At 65.2% G+C, this 21,082-nt stretch carries 15 protein-coding genes; 11 read left to right on the plus strand and 4 right to left on the minus strand.

The window, feature by feature from the left end:
• Positions 1-303 precede the first annotated feature (303 nt).
• Positions 304-1,854 carry a methyl-accepting chemotaxis protein gene (locus PXJ20_RS23715; protein ID WP_421031735.1) on the plus strand — a complete coding sequence of 517 codons (1,551 nt, stop codon included), beginning with the start codon at positions 304-306 and terminating at the stop codon, positions 1,852-1,854.
• A 145-nt stretch (positions 1,855-1,999) separates the two neighbouring features.
• Positions 2,000-3,811, plus strand: coding sequence for a methyl-accepting chemotaxis protein (locus PXJ20_RS23720; protein ID WP_421031736.1), 1,812 nt, complete (start codon positions 2,000-2,002; stop codon positions 3,809-3,811).
• A 93-nt stretch (positions 3,812-3,904) separates the two neighbouring features.
• On the opposite strand, the gene PXJ20_RS23725 is transcribed toward PXJ20_RS23720, so the two are convergent.
• Entirely contained in the window at positions 3,905-4,639 is a 735-nt protein-coding gene (locus tag PXJ20_RS23725; protein ID WP_199540478.1) for a GntR family transcriptional regulator, read from the minus strand.
• Positions 4,640-4,946: 307 nt separating this feature from the next.
• Between PXJ20_RS23725 and PXJ20_RS23730 the strand changes: the two genes are divergently transcribed.
• From PXJ20_RS23730 to PXJ20_RS23755, 6 genes are all read left to right on the plus strand, one after another.
• Positions 4,947-5,915, plus strand: coding sequence for an ABC transporter substrate-binding protein (locus PXJ20_RS23730; protein ID WP_421032630.1), 969 nt, complete (start codon positions 4,947-4,949; stop codon positions 5,913-5,915).
• A 120-nt stretch (positions 5,916-6,035) separates the two neighbouring features.
• Entirely contained in the window at positions 6,036-7,547 is a 1,512-nt protein-coding gene (locus PXJ20_RS23735; protein ID WP_421031737.1) for a sugar ABC transporter ATP-binding protein, read from the plus strand.
• Positions 7,544-8,482, plus strand: coding sequence for an ABC transporter permease (locus tag PXJ20_RS23740; RefSeq protein ID WP_017774807.1), 939 nt, complete (start codon positions 7,544-7,546; stop codon positions 8,480-8,482). The genes PXJ20_RS23735 and PXJ20_RS23740 overlap by 4 nt, the downstream gene beginning before the upstream one ends.
• Positions 8,479-9,519 carry an ABC transporter permease gene (locus PXJ20_RS23745; RefSeq protein WP_421031738.1) on the plus strand — a complete coding sequence of 347 codons (1,041 nt, stop codon included), beginning with the start codon at positions 8,479-8,481 and terminating at the stop codon, positions 9,517-9,519. Before PXJ20_RS23740 ends, PXJ20_RS23745 begins: the two co-directional genes overlap by 4 nt.
• 60 nt (positions 9,520-9,579) lie before the next feature.
• A complete protein-coding gene (locus PXJ20_RS23750) occupies positions 9,580-10,503 on the plus strand; it encodes an SMP-30/gluconolactonase/LRE family protein (protein ID WP_413215567.1) in 924 nt (307 codons plus the stop codon).
• Positions 10,500-12,056, plus strand: a complete 1,557-nt coding sequence (locus PXJ20_RS23755; protein WP_126875331.1) for a UxaA family hydrolase — start codon at positions 10,500-10,502, stop codon at positions 12,054-12,056. The genes PXJ20_RS23750 and PXJ20_RS23755 overlap by 4 nt, the downstream gene beginning before the upstream one ends.
• A 65-nt stretch (positions 12,057-12,121) precedes the next feature.
• On the opposite strand, the gene PXJ20_RS23760 is transcribed toward PXJ20_RS23755, so the two are convergent.
• The 3 genes from PXJ20_RS23760 to PXJ20_RS23770 all read right to left on the minus strand — a co-directional run bounded on the left by PXJ20_RS23760 (position 12,122) and on the right by PXJ20_RS23770 (position 16,700).
• Complete coding sequence (locus PXJ20_RS23760; RefSeq protein ID WP_421031739.1) at positions 12,122-13,777, minus strand: amidohydrolase; 1,656 nt, start codon at positions 13,775-13,777, stop codon at positions 12,122-12,124.
• A 32-nt stretch (positions 13,778-13,809) separates the two neighbouring features.
• Positions 13,810-15,408: a DUF3138 family protein gene (locus PXJ20_RS23765; RefSeq protein ID WP_421031740.1), complete on the minus strand. Its 1,599-nt coding sequence runs from the start codon at positions 15,406-15,408 to the stop codon at positions 13,810-13,812.
• Positions 15,409-15,578: 170 nt separating this feature from the next.
• Entirely contained in the window at positions 15,579-16,700 is a 1,122-nt protein-coding gene (locus PXJ20_RS23770; protein WP_421031741.1) for an extracellular solute-binding protein, read from the minus strand.
• Positions 16,701-16,900: 200 nt separating this feature from the next.
• Here PXJ20_RS23770 and PXJ20_RS23775 point away from each other — a divergent pair, with 200 nt between their 5' ends.
• The 3 genes from PXJ20_RS23775 to PXJ20_RS23785 all read left to right on the plus strand — a co-directional run.
• On the plus strand, positions 16,901-17,746 hold the full coding sequence (locus PXJ20_RS23775; protein WP_421031742.1) for a helix-turn-helix transcriptional regulator: 846 nt from the start codon (positions 16,901-16,903) through the stop codon (positions 17,744-17,746).
• A 391-nt stretch (positions 17,747-18,137) separates the two neighbouring features.
• Positions 18,138-20,651 carry a type VI secretion system Vgr family protein gene (locus tag PXJ20_RS23780; RefSeq protein ID WP_421031743.1) on the plus strand — a complete coding sequence of 838 codons (2,514 nt, stop codon included), beginning with the start codon at positions 18,138-18,140 and terminating at the stop codon, positions 20,649-20,651.
• A gap of 3 nt (positions 20,652-20,654) precedes the next feature.
• Positions 20,655-21,082: T6SS effector phospholipase Tle3 domain-containing protein (locus PXJ20_RS23785; RefSeq protein WP_421057441.1), on the plus strand; the 428-nt coding region annotated here is incomplete at its 3' end.

A 21,082-nucleotide genomic window follows, 5' to 3' on the forward strand; every position in this document is an offset into this window, starting at 1 on the left:
TATGCAGCAGCGTGAAGCTGCAACCGAAATAGCGCCAGACATTTAAAATCGCGCCTGATCCACGGCCCTGCGACCATTGAGCCCGAACGTTGGAGCGCGGGGTGTTGCTTGATTCAAGTCAATCGCCCGGGTTTTCTGGCTGAAATAATCCAGTGCGGAACACTTCGCTGCCTTGACTCATGAAGCATAAAGATTTGATGCAGGAAAGCGGATCCAATATCGATATCGCAAGATAAGATCCGGACGCGAAACGGACAGAACATCTTCGAAACTACGGCGGAATTCAGCATGTATCTGGGAAATATGAGAATCGGAGTGCGCCTTGGCGCGGGCTTCGGCTTTGTCCTGTTGCTCATGACGGCTTTGATCGTGGTGGGACTCGTTCGGCTGACGGGCATCGGCAATATCAACGACAGACTGGTAGGCACCGAATGGGTCAAGGCCGACGCGGCCCACACCATCGATGTGCTCACACGTGCGAACGCTCGCAGCACCATGGAGCTGTTCGTCACGACGGACGCGAGCAAAGTTGCCGCGATATACGAGCGCATCGAAGGGAACAAGAAAGCGATTACCGATGGGCTGAATACGCTCGGCACGCTGGCCCAAGGGCCCGAAGAGAAGGCGCAGCTCGAAGAGACCACTGCTGCGCGCGTCGCCTACGTGAAGTCTTTCAGCGAGGTCGCGCAGCAGCTCAAAGACGGCAAACGCGACGAAGCTACCGCGACCTTGAACGGCGCAACGCTGCCCGCGCTGGATACGCTCCAGGCGCACATCAAAGACATGGTCGACTGGCAGACCAGACTCGTCAAAGCGAGTGCCGAGCGTGGCCGGCAAGACATCGACTCGGCACGGCATCTGATGGTCGAACTGGGCGTGGCGGCTGTCTTGATGGGCATTGGCTTCGCATGGGCCATTACGCGCTCTATTACGCATCCGTTGGGCGAGGCGGTGCGCGTGGCGCGTACCGTGGCCTCGGGCGATCTTACGAGCCACATCGAAGTGAGGACGAACGACGAGACCGGCCAGTTGCTGCACTCGCTCAAGGACATGAACGAAAGCCTCAAGCAGATCGTGCGCAAGGTGCATCACGGCGCGGACACGATCGCCTCTGCGTCGAGCCAGATCGCGAACGGCAACCTCGATCTGTCTTCGCGCACGGAAGAGCAGGCGAGTTCGCTCGAAGAAACGGTGGCGTCCATGGAGCAGCTCACCAGCACCGTCAGGCAGAACGCAGACAACGCACGGCAGGCCGATCATCTGGCGCGGTCCGCGTCCGAGGTCGCGGTGAAGGGCGGCACCGTGGTTCGTCAGGTGGTGGATACGATGAACGACATCAAGGTGTCGGCGGGCAAGATGGTGGACATCATCGGCGTCATCGACGGCATCGCTTTTCAGACCAACATTCTTGCGCTGAACGCGGCAGTGGAAGCGGCACGCGCGGGCGAAGACGGACGCGGCTTCGCCGTTGTGGCGGGCGAAGTGCGCAACCTGGCGCAACGCTCCGCGGCGGCGGCGCGGGAAATCAAAGACCTGATCGGCGGTTCAGTGGCCAACGTGGATATGGGGGGCGAACTGGTCGCCCAGGCCGGTGCGACGATGGACGAAATCCTGCACAGCGTGCAGCGTGTGACCGACATCATGGGCAACATCACGGCGGCGAGCGAAGAGCAGAGCCTTGGCATCGAGCAGATCAACCAGGCCATGGGCCAGATGGACCAGGTAACGCAGCAGAACGCCGCGCTCGTGGAAGAGGCTGCTGCCGCAGCGGGCTCCTTGCACGAGCAGGCGAACCAGCTTGCGCTCACGGTGGGCGCTTTCAAGGTGGAGAGCGGCAACCCAGTGGTCGCTTAATCAGCGCGTTTCGCGGGCCGCATTACATCGACCCAACACTGGTTCGATACACAAGTTTTTCCCCTTCGTGCCGATAAACCGTCCGGAGATCTTGTTTCCGGTAGTCAGTCACCCATCGTCACGAATAAGAAAGGAAAAACTCAGCATGCTTGCATCGATTCGAGCACGTATTCTCGCGACCTGTGTCGCTATCGTCGCCACGGCGCTCATTGTTACCGGCGGTCTTGTCTATGTCGTGGTCAAGCACCACAACGACGAGACCATCAACGAGAACCTGAAGTCGACGCTCGCAGGCCAGGCGCTCGCCATCGACCAATGGATCGCAAGCCGCGCGAAGCAGATCGGCGTGCTGGCCGACGCCGTGCCCGTGGGCGAGGGCGACCCGATGCCGTCCCTGCGGCTCGTCATGCAGTCCGGCGGTTTCATTGCGGTGACGCTGGGTCTGGCCGACAAGACGGCTTACTCGCCCACGCCGCTGCCGGCCGGCTACGATCCCACGGCGCGGCCCTGGTACAAGCAGGTGGTGGCCGCGGGCCATCCCATCGTGACCAGCATCTATCGCGATGCCGTGACGGGCAAGCCCACGTTCTCGTTCGTTGCGCCCGTCATGCGTGACGGTTCGATGAAAGGCGCCATCGCCGCGGGCGTGCTGCTGGAGGGCGTGAGCGGCATCGTGGCCGCCATTCATCCCACGCCGGCCAGTTCGGCGTTTCTCGTCGACAAGAGCGGCAATCTGCTGGCCCTCGGCAAGACCGATCTCATCATGAAGCCGGCCACCGATCTTTCGCCGGACCTCACGGCCCAGGCGCTCGATTCGCTGCAATCGGCGGACGCACCCATCGAAGTGACCATCGACGGCGCAACGAAGCTGCTGCGCGCCGAGCCGATTGCCGGCACCGACTGGCGCCTCGTGTTGGCGCTCGACAAGTCGGACGTGACGGCTGGCATGCGCGCCGTGGCCGCCACGACGCTCGTCTGCATCGTCGTCGTCGTGCTGGTGGCGGCGGCGCTGGTGGGCGCGCTCACGAATGCTGCGTTCCGGCGCATCCTGCTCGTGCGCGACGCGCTCAACGACGTGAGCAGCGGCAGCGGCGATCTCTCGAAGCGCCTGCCCGCAGAGGGTAACGACGAAGCCGCGCAGATCGCGCGCGCCTTCAACCTGTTCACCGGAAAAATCAGCACGACGCTGTTGCAGATTCGCGAGAGTAGCGAGTCGGTGCGCGTGGCCAGCTCGGAGATTGCGCAGGGCAACCAGGATCTGTCGAGCCGTACCGAGCACACCGCGTCGAGCCTCGAGCAAACCGCTGCCGCACTCGAAGAGATTGCGGGCACCGCACGCAACTCCGCAGATGCGGTGGCGCAGATGAGCCAGCTCGCGGCATCGGCCTCCGGTGTCGCGATGCGCGGCGGCCAGGTGGTGAGCGAAGTGGTTTCCACGATGAACCAGATCACCCAGGCCTCGACGGAGATTGCGGACATCATCGGCGTGATCGACGGCATCGCCTTCCAGACCAACATCCTCGCGCTCAATGCGGCGGTGGAGGCGGCGCGCGCCAGCGAACACGGCCGCGGCTTCGCGGTGGTGGCCGGCGAAGTGCGCGCGCTTGCGCAGCGCAGCGCGCAGGCGGCGCGGGAAATCAAGACGCTGATCGAGTCGTCGGTCGGGAAGATCGAGGCGGGTTCGCGCCTCGTGCAGACAGCGGGCACGACGATGGACGAGATTGTGGAAGGCGTGCGCGGCATCACGAACGTGATCGGCGAAATCAGCGTGGCGACGAACGAGCAGAGCACCGGGCTCGGTCAGGTCAACCAGGCGCTTTCGCAGCTCGATCATTCGACGCAGCAGAATGCGGCGCTGGTGGAGCAGTCGGCGGCATCGGCGGCGCTCTTGCGCGAAGAGGCCGAGAGGCTCGCTCAGGCGGTGGGTGGATTCAGGCTTGCGGGGGCGCGGGGTTAAGCGAACGGCCAACGTATCGCTGACGGATCACTAACGGATCACGGAGCACGCGCGGTGCTTCCAGGGCTCAAGGGCGGCACAGGCCGCCCTTTTTCATTCCTCGCTCTCGAACAAATCCACGTGTGCATCGAACACACGCTGCTGGCGCTGTAGCGCATCGTCGAGATGAGCGAGCAGGGCACGCTCGGCGGCATCGGGATCGTGCCGCACGAGTGCGTCGATCACCTGCTGGTGTTGCGCGAGCGTGAGCGCGCCTTCTTCGGGCTCGCGGGCCGTGACGTAGCGCACGCGGTCAATCGGCGCGCGCACCAGTTCGATCAGCTGGAGCGCTTTCGGCAACTGCGCTGCACTGCCCACCGTCGTGTGAAAGCGGTTGTCCTGGCGGATCGATTCCACCGAATCGCCGCGTTCCACGGCGCGCCGGTGCATTTCCTGAATGTCGTGCAGCAGATGCAGTTCACGGTCGCTGATGCACTCGGCAGCACGGCGAATGCTGGCGCTTTCCAGCACGCGCCGCAGCAGTGCGCTTTCAGCGAACTGTTCGCGGCGCACGGGTGCGACGAACGTGCCGGACTGCGCGGCAATCGTCACCAGTTCTTCCCGTGCGAGCTGCTGAAGCGCTTCGCGCACGGGCGTGCGGGAAATACCGAGCGTCTCGCTGAGCGCGCGTTCGAAGACCACGTCCCCCGGCAGGATCGCCATCGTCACAATGGCTTCGCGCAACAGCTTGTAGATTTGCGTGGAAAGCGGCTGCGCGCGGTCGAGGGCCGGCTTGCCGGGCAGCACGCGCGCGATGAACTGCTGTGGATCGTTACGTTCTGATTTCATGGGGTCAGGGTAATGCGGCCGGCGGCGGAAGACAAAAAAATGCTCGTGGAAATGCTCACAGCGAGCCGTTCAACTAGTATATTAGTTGCCTGCTGCGACCGTTAGTGCCATCGGCACAGTCGCCGCCACCGGTCACGCCTTCCCGCCGCGTCGCCATCCGCTGCCGGCCTGGCCAAGCTTCAACAGGCATCGCGGCTGGCAACACACGCGGCAATGCGCGTGTCCGCACATAACAGAAAGGAGACAGCAAGTGCGTTCGTTACTCGCTTCAGCAGTTCTCGGACTCTGCATGGCCGGCGCTGTCGGCATGGCGTATGGGCAGGCCGCCACCGGCAACACCTCATCCATGAAAATCGCGCTTTCCAACAACTACGCGGGCAACAGCTGGCGGCAGACCATGTTGAAAAGCTGGGCCGGGGTGGCAGACCCGGCCGTGAAGTCCGGCGTCGTGGCGGCAGCGCCCACCTTCACCACCGCGGAGAACCAGGCCACCGAGCAGGCGCAGCAGATCCAGAACCTGATCCTCCAGGGCTACAAGGCCATCGTGATCGACGCCGCGTCGCCCACCGCGCTCAACGGTGTCATCAAGCAAGCCTGCGGAGCCGGCGTAACGGTGGTCACGTTCGACGGCATTGCCACCGAACCCTGCGCCTATCGCATTGCCGTGGACTTCCACAAGCTCGGCTCCATGCAGGTGGATTACATGGCGAAGCGCCTGAACGGCAAGGGCAACCTGCTCGAAATTCGCGGGCTGGCGGGCGTTTCGGTGGACGACGAAATTCATCGCGGCATCGTGGACGAACTCAAGAAGTATCCGAGCCTCAAGGTTGTCGGCTCGGTGCATGGCGACTGGACGCAGACGGTGGCGCAGAAGCAGGTGGCCGGCATTCTGCCCACGCTGCCGAAGATCGACGGCGTCGTGGCGCAAGGCGGCGACGGCTACGGCGCGGCCAACGCGATCAAGGAAGCCGGCCGACCCACGCCCATCATCATTCTCGGCAACCGCCAGGAAGAACTCGCCTGGTGGGCGGCGCAGCGCAAGACGGGCAACTACGACACGCTTTCCGTCACCATTCCGCCGGGCTGTTCGACCTTCGCGTTCTGGGTGGCGCAACAGCTGCTCGCGGGCAAGAAGCTGCCGCACGACATCCAGATGCCGCTGCTCGAAGTGCAGGCCGACCAGCTCGACAGCGTGCTCGCGAAGACCCCGCAAGGCGGGCTCGCGAACAAGCTCTATACGCGCGACGAAGTGCTCAAGGTGGTGGACGCGAAGTAGGTTGCCGTCAGGCGCGAAGCGCGGCGCGCAGTGTTCGTCATGCGCGCCGCGGCATCGTAAAACACGTCGCAAAACGTTGCAGGCGGCACCGCGAAAGACACGACACCAGGGAGTCGGGCATTGAACGATCCAGCTGTATCGAACGCCACGCCGCAGCACGCCGAGGTGCTGATCCGCCTTGCCGGCATCGGCAAGACGTTCGGGCGCGTGAAGGCGCTCTCCAACGTGAGCTTCGATTTTCGCGCGGGCGAGTGCGTAGGCATTGCCGGCCACAACGGCGCGGGCAAGTCCACGCTGATGGCGGTGCTGACGGGCGTGTTCCTGCCCGAAGAGGGCACCCTTGCCATTGATGGTCGCGAGGTGAGCCACTACGATCCGAACGCCGCGCGTGCCGCGGGTGTGCGCTGCGTGTTTCAGGAGTTATCGCTCTGCGCGAACCTGAGCGTGGCCGAAAACATGACCATCGTGCATCCCGGGCTGCGCGGCGGCGACTGGCGCAAGCGCGCCACGCGCCTCATGCGCGAACAGCTCGACGCGATCTTCCCGGGCCACGGGCTGAAGGGCCATGAACTGATCGGTGACCTCACGCTCACGCAGCGCCAGATGGTCGAAATTGCGCGCGCCTTCACGGTGACGGGCGACCCCGTCAAGCTCGTGATTCTCGACGAGCCTACCTCGAGTCTGGACGCGCACACGGCCCAGCAATTGCTCGCGTACATCCGCCGTGCGGGCGAGCGCGGCATCGCCACCATTCTCATTAGCCACATGCTGGGCGAGATCGCCGAAGCCGCGCACCGCGTGCTCGTGATGCGCGATGGGCGCGTGGCCGCCGTGCTGCCGCGCGAGTCGATCACGCACGACGCGATCATTCGCGCGATGGGCCAGCACGTGGACGTCGAGCCCGATGCCGCCGCCGCGCAAGGCGCACGCAGCGCCGCCTCGCAGGGCGTGGCCGCCTGGCGCTGGGCGCTCGGCGCGCATCGGCAATGGAACATCGAAGCGCCGCGCGGCGAGGTGATCGGCCTCGCGGGTCTGGCGGGCCAGGGGCAGAGCGAGGCGCTGCTCTCCATCTACGAAGCGGCCACGAAAAGCCATGAGCGCGTGGCGTTCGTAGCCGGCGACCGCGCACGCGACGGCGTGTTTCCGCTATGGTCCATCGCGCAGAACCTCGACATTCGCTGGCTGCTCGACCGCATGAAGAATGGCACTGCGCGGCGACCGGGCTTGCCCAGTTTGATCGACGGACGCGCCGCGCAGGACGTGGCCGACGCATGGCGCGAACGCATCGGCATTCGTGGTGCGCCGATGAAAGCCAACATCCTTTCGCTTTCGGGCGGCAACCAGCAGAAGGTGCTGTTCGCACGCGCACTCGCTTCGGATGCCCAACTGATTCTCATGGACGACCCCACGCGCGGCGTCGACATCGGCACCAAGCGCGACATCTATCAGCTCGTGCGCAACGAGGCCGCGCGCGGCCGCACGTTCATCTGGTACACCACCGAGAACGACGAATTCGCCTACTGCGACCGCACCTACGTGTTTCGCGCGGGCGGCATCACGCGCATGCTGCTCGCGCACGAATGCAACGAGCAGTCGCTGCTGGCGGCCAGCTTCGAGGAGGCCCACGCATGACGCTCACGCTCGACCGGGCGCGTCTGCGCGCGTTGCTGCCCGCGTTCTCGCTGGTGGCGGTGCTCGTGCCCATCTTCTTTCTGCAGCCGGCTACGTTCAGCTACTTCGGCCTGGGGCTGTTGCTGAATCTGGCCGTGCCGCTCGTGCTGGCCACGCTCGCGCAACTCGCCATCATCACGGCGAACGACCTCGATCTTTCGATTGGCCCGTTCGTGAGCCTCGTGGCCTGCATCGGCGCTACGTTGCTCGTGAACCAGCCGCTTATCGGCGTGGCGGCGCTCGCGGGCTGCGTGGTGCTCTATGCCGCTGTGGGCGCACTCGTGGAGATGCGCCAGATTCCGTCCATCGTCGTCACGCTCGGTCTTTCGTTCGTCTGGAACGGCCTGGCGGTGCTGCTGCTGCCTTCGCCGGGCGGCACGAGCCCGGCGTGGATCAGCACGGTGATGGGCTATCAGACGCCACTCGTTGCCGCGCCCATTCTGTGGTCCACGGTGATTGCCGTGGTGGGGCATCTGCTCTTGATGCGCTCGTCGGTGGGTGTGCGTTTGCGCGGCGCGGGCGGCAATCCGCGCGCGATGAGCCGCTTCGGCTGGTCGCTTGTGCGCAGCAAGGCCACGCTCTATGCGGTGGCGGCGCTCTTCGGCGTGCTTTCGGGACTGTGTCTGCTCGGGCTCACCACGTCCGCGGATGCCAACCTCGCGTTGCGCTACACGTTGATGTCCATTGCCGCGGTGATTCTGGGCGGCGGCGAATTCGTGGGCGGCCGCGTTTCCGTGATCGGCGCCGTGCTGGGCGCGGTGACGCTTACGCTGGCGGCGTCGTTCCTCGCCTTTCTCAATGTGTCGTCGGATTGGCAGATCGCCGTGCAGGGCGCGATTCTGATCGTCGTGCTCTCGCTGCGCGTGCTGCTGCAACAACGGGGAGGCGAACAATGAGCGGCGCCCAGGAAACCCGCCGTGAGGTGGAGCCCGTGCCGGCTGTTCATCGGCACGAGCGCGATGAATCCAACGCAGGCACGCCTCTCTCGCAACTGGCTTCTCGCTTCAAGCCATCGCAGGCGCCGTGGCTCTGGTCCGTGGTGGGCGCGGTGCTCGTGTGGCTGGTTACCGCGGGCGTGTTCGGCTTCGGGATTGCGGGCAACGTAGTCGCAACGGCGCTCGTGTTCGCCATCTTCATGGTGTTCGTGGGCCTCGGCCAGATGCTCGTCATCACGGCGGGCCCCGGCAACGTCGATCTTTCGATCCCGTCGGCCATCGCGTTGAGCGGTGTGGTGGGCGTGCAGGTCATGAAGAGCCAGGACAGCATGATCGCGGCGGGCATTGGTGTGGCGCTCGCCGTGGGCGTGCTGATCGGCCTGGCGAACTATCTGCTGATCCGCCTGCTGCGTATTCCGCCCATCATCGCCACGCTCTCGTCGAGCTTCATCGTGCAGTCCGTCGCGATTACGCAAAGCCGTGACATGCCGCCTCCGCCGCCCGCGCTGCAGGCTTTCTCGCACGATCGCTTCATCGGTTTGCCGAACGTCGCGTGGCTCGTGCTCGTCATTTCGATCGTGCTGGCGCTGCTGCTCTATCGCACGGTGTTCGGCCGCGGTCTCTCGGCGCTTGGGCAGAACGCGCGTGCGGCCTGGCTTGCCGGCGTGAAGGTGGAGCGCGTGCGCTGCCTCACGTACATGCTGTGCGCTACCTTCGCCGCGCTCACGGGCCTGCTGCTGGCTGCCGTGTCGGGCGGCGCGGCGCTCGACATGGGCGTGGAGTACATGCTGATTTCCGTCGCGGTGGTGGTGATCGGCGGCACGCTGGTGACGGGCGGCCGCGCATCCGTGGCGGGCGTGTGGGGCGCTTCCATGTTCCTTTTTCTCACCAACGCCATGCTCAATGCGCTGGGCGCAGGTGCCGGCGTGCGCTCGGTGGTCTACGGGCTTCTGATCATCGCGGTGGTGGCGCTGGCGGGCGGCCGGCCCGCGCGCTAGCCATTTTGTATGCACGCTGTTTTGCCATTTGCGACAGAACGACAGAACGAGGGTCCAACAATGCAACCCAACGAATACGAAGTCCACGACGCCCGCTTTCGGGCGCTGCTGCAACCGAACGCGCAGTTCGAAAAGCTCGCAGGCGGCTGCATGTGGGCCGAAGGGCCGGTCTGGTTTCCCGCCGCCGAATTCCTCGCGTGGAGCGACATTCCGAACAACCGCATGCTGCGCTGGGTGCCCGGCGCAGGCGTGGGCGTGTTCCGCGCGTGCTCGAATTTCAGCAACGGCAACACGCTGGACCGCGAAGGCCGTCTCGTCACCTGCGAGCACGGCACGCGGCGCGTGACGCGCACGGAGCACGACGGCCGCATCACCGTGATCGCGGACCGCTACGAAGGCAAGCGGCTCAATTCGCCGAACGACGTGATCGTGCGCTCGGACGGCTCGATATGGTTCACCGACCCCGACTACGGCATTCTGAGCGACTACGAGGGTTACCGCGCGGAGAGCGAAATCGGCAACTGCAACGTGTACCGCGTGTCGCCCGATAACGGCGCGGTAACGCCCGTGGCCGACGACTTCGCCAAGCCCAACGGCCTCGCGTTTTCGCCCGACGAAACGCGGCTCTACGTGGCAGATTCGGGGTCGTCGCATATCGAAGGCGGCCCGCATCACATCCGCGTATTCGACGTGGACGCGAACGGCACACTGCGCAACGGGCGCATCTTCGTCGACGTAGCCCCCGGCGTGCCCGATGGCATGCGTGTGGACGAGCACGGCAACGTCTGGACCAGCGCGGAGGATGGCATTCACTGCTACGCACCGGACGGCACGCTGCTCGGCAAGATTCTCGTGCCCGAAACGGTGGCGAACCTCGTGTTCGGCGGCCCGAATCGCAACCGGCTGTTCATTGCGGCGAGCACGTCGCTGTATTCGCTTTATGTCGGCGTGCGCGGCGCGGCAACTTATGGAGACCGGTCATGACGCCCTCTGAAATCGCTGCGCCGCGCAACCTCGCGAAGGCGCTGATCCTGCTCGACGCACGCGACGACGTGGCGATTGCACGCGAGCAACTCTTGCCCGGCACGCGCCTAGACGACGAAGGCAACGTGGCGGGCCTGATTCCGCCGGGCCACAAGGTGGCGCTGCGCGACATCAACGCGGGCGCGCCGGTGCGCCGCTACGGCCAGATTATCGGCTTTGCGAGCAAGCCGATTCGCCGCGGCGAACACGTGCACACGCACAATCTTTCGATGGGCGACTTCGAGCGCGACTATGCCTACGGCGAGGAAGCGCACGAAACCGCGATGGCCGCGCAGCCCGCCACCTTCCTCGGCATTCGCCGCGACGACGGCCGCATTGCCACGCGCAATTACGTCGGTATCCTGACTTCCGTGAACTGCTCGGCCACGGTGGCGCGTGCCATTGCCGATCACTTCCGCCGCGACATTCACCCTGAAGCGCTCGAACACTATCCGAACGTGGACGGCGTGGTGGCGCTCACGCACGGCCAGGGCTGTGCGCTCGACGCCGAAGGCGAGCCGCTCGCCGTGCTGCGCCGCACGCTTGCGGGCTATGCGCGGCATCCGAACTTCTACGCGGTGCTGATCGTGGGGCTGGGCTGCGAGACGAACCAGATCGACGGGCTCGTCGCGTCCGAGCATCTGGAGCGCAGCGCGCGGCTGCGCACGCTGACGATCCAGCAGACGGGCGGCACGGCGCGCACGGTGGCCGCCGGCATCGAACAGGTGCAGGCGCTGCTCGCGGACGCGAATCGCGTAACGCGCGAGCCCGTGGAGGCGAAGCATCTGATGGTGGGTCTGCAATGCGGCGGCTCTGACGGCTACTCGGGCATCACGGCGAACCCCGCGTTGGGCGCGGCCGTGGACCGGCTCGTCGCGCACGGCGGCACGGCCATTCTTTCGGAGACGCCTGAAATCTACGGCGCGGAGCATCTGCTCACGCGCCGCGCCATTTCGCGCGAAGTCGGCAAGAAGCTGATTACGCGCGTGCGCTGGTGGGAAGCGTATTGCGCGCGGCTCAACGCGAACATGAACAACAATCCGTCGGCGGGCAACAAGGCGGGCGGGCTCACCACGATCCTCGAAAAGTCGCTGGGCGCGGTGGCGAAGGGCGGCACGACGCGGCTGGTCGAAACCTACGAATACGCCGAACCCGTACGCGCGCATGGACTCGTGTTCATGGACACGCCGGGCTACGACCCCGTCTCCGCCACGGGCCAGGTGGCGGGCGGCGCGAACCTCATCTGCTTTACGACCGGGCGCGGCTCGGCCTATGGATGCGCGCCGTCGCCGTCGCTGAAGCTGGGCACCAACAGCACGCTGTGGCAGCGCCAGGAAGAGGACATCGACGTGAACTGCGGCCGCATTCTGGACGGCGAACAGACTGTCGATCAGGCCGGCGAAGAGATCTTCCGGTTGATGCTCGCCACGGCGTCGGGGCAACGCACGAAGAGCGAACTGCACGGGTACGGACAGAACGAGTTCGTGCCCTGGCAGTTGGGCGCGATCATGTGAGCGTGAAGCGGCGCTATGTTGGGGCCTGCGTTGAATCTGCGCAGGCCTGTCTTCGCGAGTTTCGCTCACTCCACTGCGCCGTAGACCGCTTTGCCCTCGAACACCGTCATCGCGACATCCACCTGCGCGACTTCGTGCGGCGCCACCGTGCGCAGGTCTTGCTCCAGTACCGCGAACGATGCCGGTCGGCCTGCGGCCAGCGTGCCCAGTGCATCGTCAAGGCGCAGGCTGAACGCCGAGTGGTACGTATGGGCCTGCAACATCGTGTCGAGGTTCACGCACTGCGCGGGCAGAAACGCGGCGGCGCGCGGGTCGCCGAGCGTCGCGCGCCGCATGGCGCTTTCGAATGCCACGAGCGGATTCTGCGTGGAGACCGGCCAGTCCGAACCACCCGAGAGCATCGCGCCCGCACGCTGCAATTCCGCGAATACGTACTGCCGGTTCATGCGCGCATCGCCCAGCAGCGACGTATAAAGCTGCCTTAACGCAGGCTCCATGTTGGCCCAGACCGCCTGAATGGACGCAATTGCACCGGTCTCGCGAAAGCGCGGCACATCGCTCGCGTCGATGAGTTGCACATGCGCGAGCTGCGCACGGCGGTCACGTAGATGGGCTGGGCCGCGCTCGCGGTTCAGCGCATCGAGCACGTCGAGCGCCATGCGCACCGCTCGATCGCCCACGGTGTGGAAGTGCAGATCGAAGCCCGCTGCGTCGGCGGCGAACACCGCTTCGCGCAACTGCGCGGGCGCCCAATGCGCTTCGCCTGCGTGCGGTGCGTCGGCGTAGGGCGCGAGCAGCGCCGCGGTATGGCTTTCCAGCACACCGTCGATGAAGATCTTCGCCGTGTGGGCGCGAACGCGGCGTGTCGAGCACGATGCGCGCCAGTGCTTCATCTTCTCGATCTGCGGTGCAAGTGGCAGCGTGGGCGACACGAGCAGACCAAGGCTCACGTGCGCGAGCAGTTCGCCTGCGTCGTCGGCACGCTTATAAGCCTCGACGAGACGTTGCCCCACCATCGCGTCGAACCATCCCGTCACGCCGAAGCGGTGCGCCTGCTGCAATGCCTTGCGCAACGCCGTGGCAGATTCCGTCGGGCTCATTTGCGGCAGGTAAGAGAAGAGCCGGTACAGCGCGGCTTCATGCACGAGACCATTCGGCTCGCCGTTGGCGGCGCGGCCGTAGATGCCGCCTTCGGGGTCGGGCGTGGAGGCATCGATACCGAGCAGGCGCAGCGCCGCCGTGTTGAGGCAGCCGGAATGCACGTCGTAGCCGATCAGCAGCAGCGGACGGTCGGGCACCATCGTGTCCAGCGCTTCACGGTTCAATCGCTCGCCGAGTGCTTCCAGCACGACGTTGCCCGCCACCACCCACGTGCGCTGCGGATGCGTCTGCGCGCAATGCTGTACGGCGGCTCGGATGCCCTCGAAGGTCTGGATGCCGCCCAGGTCGGCGTCGCAGGTCAGCTGGAAACCGTCTACCGGATGCGCGTGCGAATCTGTGAACGAAGGCACCACCATACGGCCGCGCAGGTCGGTGGCCGCGCCGCCGCGAAACGCGTCGGGTAGCTGCGCGTGCTCGCCCACCCAGGCCACGCGGCCCGCGCGCGTCACCATGCAGTCCACGTAGCGAGGATGAGCGCCGCCCGTGTAGACGGCGGCGTTGTAGAAGGTGTGATCGCGGTAGCGGGAGCCTGTGGCGTCGAGTTCGGAAACGAAGGTCATAAGCGATAGCGGTTAGAACGAATCAGCGCAAATCAGAACGAATAGAGGAACTGCGCGGCGAGCAGGTCGTTGCTGCGCGAATAGCTGCCGTCGTTCATCAGGAACACGGGGTGATTGGCCTGGTCGTGGCGATATTCGAGCTTCACGGTGATCTGGTCGGTGGGGTAGAACAGCAGGTCCGCGGTGAGGTCGTAGCGGCGCGCGCCCTTGCATTCCGTGCCGTTTGTCGTGGAGGCGCGCCAGCACGCCGGGTCGAGGCCGAAGCCGCTCGTCGGGTTCACGGACGGCACGGACCCGGAGAGCCCGTAAGCAATGTTCGGCGCGCCGCCGCCGTTGGCGGAGTTGTCGAGGTAGTCGAAGCGAAGCGTCGCGCCCATGTGGCCCAGCCACGCGCTTGTCCACTTGCGATGACCCTGCAGCGACAAGCCGTACCAGCGCGCGGTGCCGCCGTTCCATGCGCCCTTTTGCTGCTCGCCGTAATCGAGCTGTGCGTTGAGTTGCAGCTTGTCGCGTGTGTAGGTGAGGTCGGTTTCGATGTAACGCATCATCCCGAACGGCGACGACGAGTTGCACTGGTAGCCGTACCCGCTCGTGCACGGCGAGAGCAGCGTGCTGCGGCCGACCATGCCGGCCACGCCGATGTCGAGCGCCGTGGAAGGCACGCTGTCGTAGCGCACCACGAGCGAGGGCAGCCAGTTGCTGTGCGACGTGTTGTTCGGGCCGGAGGCCACGGTGCCCGCCGTGTGCAACTGCTCGTTGGCAACGAACACCTGCCAGAAGCGCGTCATGGTGGCGTTGTTGCCCTTTACGCCCACGCCCAGGATGCTGCCGGGCTCGCTGAAGTCGAACAGCAGGTTGTGCGTGAGCGTGACCATCTGGTTCGAAGGCTGGAACTCGTAACCGATGGGGCTCGGCACGAGGCCCGCCACGAGCGTGGTGAGCGAATTGAGCGGCACGGTGGCGTCGGCCTGCGTCACGATGTTGTTGCCCACGCCGCCGCGCTCGTTGGTGAGGCCATTGCCGGCACCGCGATTCGGCTCGATCACGAGTTCCGCGGCAGGCGCGAGCGGTCCCACGCCGAAGGTCTTCTTGATGTCGAGATACACGTCGCCGATCGTGCTTTCGTAGTAGTCGTAGACGCCCGCGTTGTGGTTCAGGAACTGGAAGCTGCCCGCGCCGCGCGCACGGTTGTAGAGGTAGACCGGGTCGATGTAGCCCGTCACGCTCAGGCCCGCAATGGGACCGTGCGTGGCGGCGTCTTCGAGTGCGTCGGTTTTCAGCGAGAGGTTGTTGATCTGCTCGCGCATCTGGCGCACGTCGTCGTTCGCGAGCGTGGGCGTGGGCTGGGCGGTGGTGTCGGCGGACGGCTGGCTGGTCGCCTGCGTCGTGGTTACCGAAGCCGTGGGCGCGGCGGCGGCTGCCTCGCTGCGCGTATTCGCCTTCGATTGTTTGGCCCGCTGCTCGGCCTTCAGCGTTTTCACCTCGGCCTGGAGTTCGGCGATCTGTGTGCGCAATGCGCCAAGCGCTGCGTCGAGCTTGTCTGCCTTGCCGGTGGTGTCGCCCGTGCCGGCCGCGTGTGCCGTGGCCTCGAATGCGAGGGCGGCGATGAGTGCCATTGCCTTGAGTTTCACGGTAAAGGTCCCGTAGAAATGAGCGTAAATGAGCTGTGGAAAATGAGCCGTAGAGACGAGCCGGCCCTGGCCGCGTGCTGGCGCAGGCGGCAAAGGGAAGGCGAGGAGGAATCGGAGGCGGGTGAGGCGCTGTGTGTCGTGTTGTCAGCGCCTCGCGCCATGCGCCGGCGCTAGTCGGCCTTGTACTGCTGCCAGAGCCGCGTGATGAGGCGGTTGAGGTCCGTGGGCAGCGGCTTGACGGGTTGCAGCTGCGCGAACCGCTCGGCGGTGGGGAACACGGCAGGGTCGGCCAGCACCTCGTGCGGCACGAGGCGGTTCGCGGACGGCACGGCCGTGGGGTACGACGTGTCGTTGGTCAGGTTCGCGCTCTCCTGCTCGGAGATCACGAAGTTGATCCACTTGAGCGCGGCCTCGGGATGCGGCGCGTCTTTCGGAATGGCCATCACGTCGAACCAGATGGGGCTGCCTTCCTTCGGCAGCACGTACTGAATGTGATACGAGCGATGCGAGTCCAGTGCCGCGCGCCGCGCGACGTTGACGTCGCCTGACCAGCCGAACGCGATGCAGACGTCGCCGCCCGAGAGGTCCGAGATATAGCTGCCGGTGCTGAACTGCGAGACATAAGGGCGAATCGCCTTGAGCACGCCGAGCGCATCCTGATAGTCGCGCGGATTGGTGCTGTTCGGGTCGCGGTGCATGTACATGAGCGCGGCGCCGAACATGTCGCGCGGCGAATCGAGCAGCGAGATGCCGCAATGCTTGAGCTTCGCCGCATTGGCCGGATCGAACAGCAGCGCGAGGCTGTCGAGCGGCGCGTCTTTGCCGAGCGCTGCTTTCACGCGCTCCACGTTGATGCCGAGGCCGTCGGTGCCCCACGTCCACGGAATGCCGTAGTGGTTGCCGGGGTCGTCGGCGCTGAGCATGGTCATGAGCCTGGGGTCGAGCAGCGTGTAGTTCGGCAGCTTCGTCCGGTCGATAGGGCGGTAGACGCCGGCCTGCAGTTGTTTCGTCCAGAACGCGTCGGAGGGCACCACCACGTCGTAGCCCGAGTTGCCCGAGAGCAGCTTCGCCTGCAACGTTTCGTTGCTGTCGAACTCCTGGTAGACGACATGGATGCCGGTCGCCTTCTCGAAGTTGGCAACGGTTGCCTTGCCGATGGAGTTACCCCAGTTGTAGACGTTGACGACTTCGGGCTCGGCATGCGCGGCCGCGCCGAGCGTGGCGGTGAGCGCCAGTGTGACCGTTTTGAAGCGCACTCCGAACAGATTTTTCGCTTTCACTTTTTTCTCCATCCCGCGTTGACCGGCTGCGTGGTTGACGGTGTGCTTGACCGTTGAATGCAGTGTACGAACGCGAAAAAGGCACGTCTGTCCCCGTCACGGGGGGACAGACGTCATGGGTCGTCCTGCCTTCTCAGGCGGCGTCCTCATAGGCGACCCGTTTTTGTCGTGGTATGCATGCGCGAAACAACGCTGGATCAAGAGGCATTCCTATGAATTGTGCCGACGCGCAGGAGACCGGCTCGCCCACGAGCGCCACCATTGCGCTGCCGCGCTTGCCCGAACTGCCGCAGCTCGTGAACATGGTGGACGCGCTTGCGCCCGTGCTGAGCGCGGTGGGCACGCCGGAGTTCGTCGCGAGCCTGTACGAGTGCGTGGTGCGTTTCGTGGACTGCGACGCGCTGCATCTGGAGCGCAGCAGCGCCGATTCGCCCGCCTTCGAGGTGGACTGGATCGGCAGCCACGGCACGCGTCCCGACGACATCCGCCGCATCATGCAGGTCTACTTCGAGCGCTTCGTGCAGCGCGACAAGGCCGTCATGCGGCAGGAGCGCGGCGAAGACATCACGCTCACGCAGATCTCGGTGTACGGCATAGAAGACGGCGAGCTACGCCACAAGGTCTACGACGCCGGCGACATTCACGATGAGTGCATGCTCGCACGCACCGCGCAGGGCGAAAGCTATCTGATCTCGGTGTGCCGCTCGCGGCGGCTGCCCGCGTTTTCGATTCGCGAGCTGAGTGTGCTGCGGCAATTGGGTCATCTGCTGTTGCCGCTGGCGGCGCTGCATGGCCGTGTGCCCGACGCGGCGCAAGGCGGCGCGCCGGCCCGCTCCACGGGCTCGGATGCGCTTGCCGCGTATTTCGCGCAGCAGCGCGTGAATCTCTCGTCGCGCGAGGCGACGGTGTGCCGCGCGTTCCTGCAGGGCATGACTACGGATTCGGTAGCCCGCGCGCTGGGCGTCAAGCAGTCGACCGTGGAGACCTACGCGCGGCGCGCGTTCGCGAAGCTCGGCGTGGCCTCGCGGCGGGAGTTGCTGGCGTTGGTTTATGCGTGAATCGAGGGAGGAGCCGGTGCTTGGGGGAACGCGTGATCGAAACCGGGTCGCCGGTATGCGCGCAGGCGATCATCGAAGACGATGGGATTTTTACGTGCGCTCGTAGCGAGAAGACGATTGACTAGCCGCAATTTGCCTGCGGCAGCCCGCCGTTCCCGTTTGGTCGCGTTCCCGTGCAGGCACAGGCTGTGCCGGTAAAAGCGGCGTGGGACGCGCATCAATACATATCCTTCCCCACACGCCTCGTTGCATGTCGATGCCTCGCAGATTGTTTACGCGTCCCACATTACATTGCAAACAATAGTCAAGCCCCATAGACGCGTGGCGCCCTGTTCCGGTATGACTGGCAGCTGATCTGTCATTCATTTCCTGCCGGACAGGGAGAGCACCGTTGACTCCTGCAACAGCGTATTCCGATGCCGCCGCACGTGCGGGCATCAACATCCACCCGTTCTACAGCCTGGACCTGAAGGGCACACCAGCCGCCGCGCTCGCGGACGTCTACACGTTCGACGGCGAGCGCGGCATCGGCGAGCCGACGAAGTACACGATCCAGTTCACCCATCCCCGGCACGACCTGTCGCGTAGCGATTTCCTGCACCGTGTGGGCGCGTTCGTGATCCAGCCGCCACCCGTGGACCGCTGGAGCCAGCCCGAAGAGGCGCGGCGCGTGCAGGGCGTCGTCACGGCCTTCGCGCTGAAGGCCAGCAACCGCGACCAGTCGCTCTACGAGATCGTGCTCGAATCGCGTCTCGCGCTGCTGCGCAACGCTCCGAAATGCCGGTTCTTTCTGGACATGTCGGTTCCGGAGATCATCGAACAGGTTCTTCGCGAACATCACTTCGACAGGCTGCTCGCCGGTTTCGAGTTCCGGCTGCACCGCACGTACCGCAAGCGCAGCTTCGTGATGCAGTGGGGCGAAGACGATCTGGCATTCATCACTAGGCTGTGCCGCCGCTCTGGCATCTGGTTCGTGTGCGACACCGGCGAGCGCTGCGAGATGGTGCGCTTTGGCGATGACTACGCGTTCTACCGCAGGGACCCCGCCCGCCTGACCGCTGCCTACCGGCCCCTGAGCGGACTGGAAACCGGCGGCGTCGAGTCGGTCAGCACACTCGAAATGCGCGCGAAGAGCGTGCCCGCAAAACACACGGTACGCACGTTCAGCACCGAAACGCCGGTTTCGGAGCCGGTGGAGGCGGCCAGCCCCATCCACAATGACCCCACCACCTACGGCGAGGCCTATACGTGGGGCACACCGGACCTGAGCGAACAGGAAGCGAAGGAAGAGGCGCAGCTACGGCGCGAGGCGTCGCTGGCTGAACAGATCGGGTACCACGGCCAGTGCGACATGCTGGACCTGACGCCCGGCAGTGTGCTCAAGCTCTCGAACCACACACTCCCCGACGCGAAACACGGGCTGCTCGTGGTGCGCACGACGTGCCGGGCCGCGCGCAGCGAACCGTATCACGTGAAGTTCGACGCGATTCCGTCCGACCGCCAGTACCGGCTGCCGCTGAAGGAAGAGACGTGGCCCAGGATTCACGGGGTCATCACAGGCACGGTTGCCTCGTCGGGCGGCTGGCGCGACCCGTATCTGGGCGGACAGGGCGACTACATCGTCCATATCCATTCAGACCGCGACAGGCGTGTTCCTGGCCTGCAAAGCTGCCCGATGCGGCTGGCGAAGCCCTTCGCCGGGCCAGACCAGACCGGCTTTCACTTCGGTCTGATCGAGGGAACCATCGTCACCATCGGCTTTCTGTGGGGCAATCCCGATCTGCCCTATATCAGCCAGGTGCTCCATACGGCACAGCACACGGACCCGATTGTCGCGGGCGTGCCCTGGGGCACGCGCAACACGATCCGTACGCGCTCGAACAACACGCTGGAGATGGACGACCGCGAGAACCGCGAGCGTATCAAGCTGGCAACCGAGCACGGCAAGACGCAGCTGAACCTCGGCTACACGGTTGACCGTAACCAGAAGGAAAGAGGAGCGGGCTTCGAACTGCGCACGGACCAGAAAGGACACGTGCGCGCGGGCGGCGGTGTGCTGGTATCGGCCGACATGCAGGAGAAGGCGCTGGGCCTTCAGACCGACATGACGGCCGCGACGAACCAGTTTGCGCTCACGCAGGCGCAGGCCCAGGGCATCGCCGACGCGGCCACGGTGGCGAAAGCGGACGTGGCGGACCTGATGGCGGAAAACGCGTGGCTCAAGGAGGAACTGGCGGACCTGAAGAAGGCGGTCATTGCGCTGTCCGCGCCGCACGGCATTGGCCTCGCGACGCCTGACCGCGTGATGGTTTCGGCAGGCAAGGACGTGAGCGTGGCCACGTCTTCACGATTCAACGTCACGGCGCTGCGCAACGTGGCGGTTGCGGCGGGCGAGGTGCTGTCACTGTTCGCGCACCGGCTCGGCATCAGGATGTTCGCGGCGCGCGGGAAGGTACAGATACAGGCGCAGTCCGACGCGATGGAACTGGTGGCGCAGAAGAACGTGCAGATCACGAGCGCGGACGGCACGGCTACGGTCAATGCGGCCAATGGTGTGGTGTTGAGCGGCGGCGGCACGGCCTATATCAAGGTGCACGGCGACCACGTGGAGATCGGCGGGGCGGGCAGCCTGATCCTGAAGGTGCCGGACATCAGCAAGCAGGGGCCGGGGGCGCTGTCGCTGCCGGTGCCGAAGTTTGGGCAGATGGATGTCGCAAACGACGAGCGGTTCATCCTGAGCGACGGCATCACGGGCCGCCCTGTCGCGAACCGCCCCTACAGGATCGAGCTTGCCGATGGGCAGATCGTTGAGGGCGTCACCGGCGAACAGGGCGAAACCTCACTGAGCCGCAAGGACGTTGCCCAGGGACTCAAGCTCACCCTGCCGAACCACAAGGAAGTCTGATTCATGAACGACAAGACCAATCCGCACGATAGCGCGGCAGACAGTGCCGATGCGCCGAAGCCCTACCGGCATTCAACCGCCACGCGCGTCGTGCCGATGCAACGCGATCACCTGGGGCGGCCGTACTGGGAGTCCTATCACACGCCGTCGAGCTTCGAGGTGCGCGCCGAGTGCCGGATACCGCCGCACATGCCGGGCGTCATCATCTTCGTGCATGGCGTCAATTCCACGGGCGAGTGGTCTGACGCGGCGGAACAGGCGTTGTGCCAGGGGCTAAACGAACGGCTGAAACGGAGCGATCTGAAGGCCAATACCTACAGCACCGTAGACGGTGACCGTCCGGTACCCAGGCACATCAAAAAAGGGGATGAGGGAAACTCGCCCGTGATCCGCTTCTACTGGGGCTACAGTGCGGCTTCGGGTACCGAACG

It is taken from the genome of Paraburkholderia sp. A1RI_3L (assembly GCF_048957895.1).
GTDB classification, from domain to species: Bacteria; Pseudomonadota; Gammaproteobacteria; order Burkholderiales; family Burkholderiaceae; genus Paraburkholderia; species Paraburkholderia kururiensis.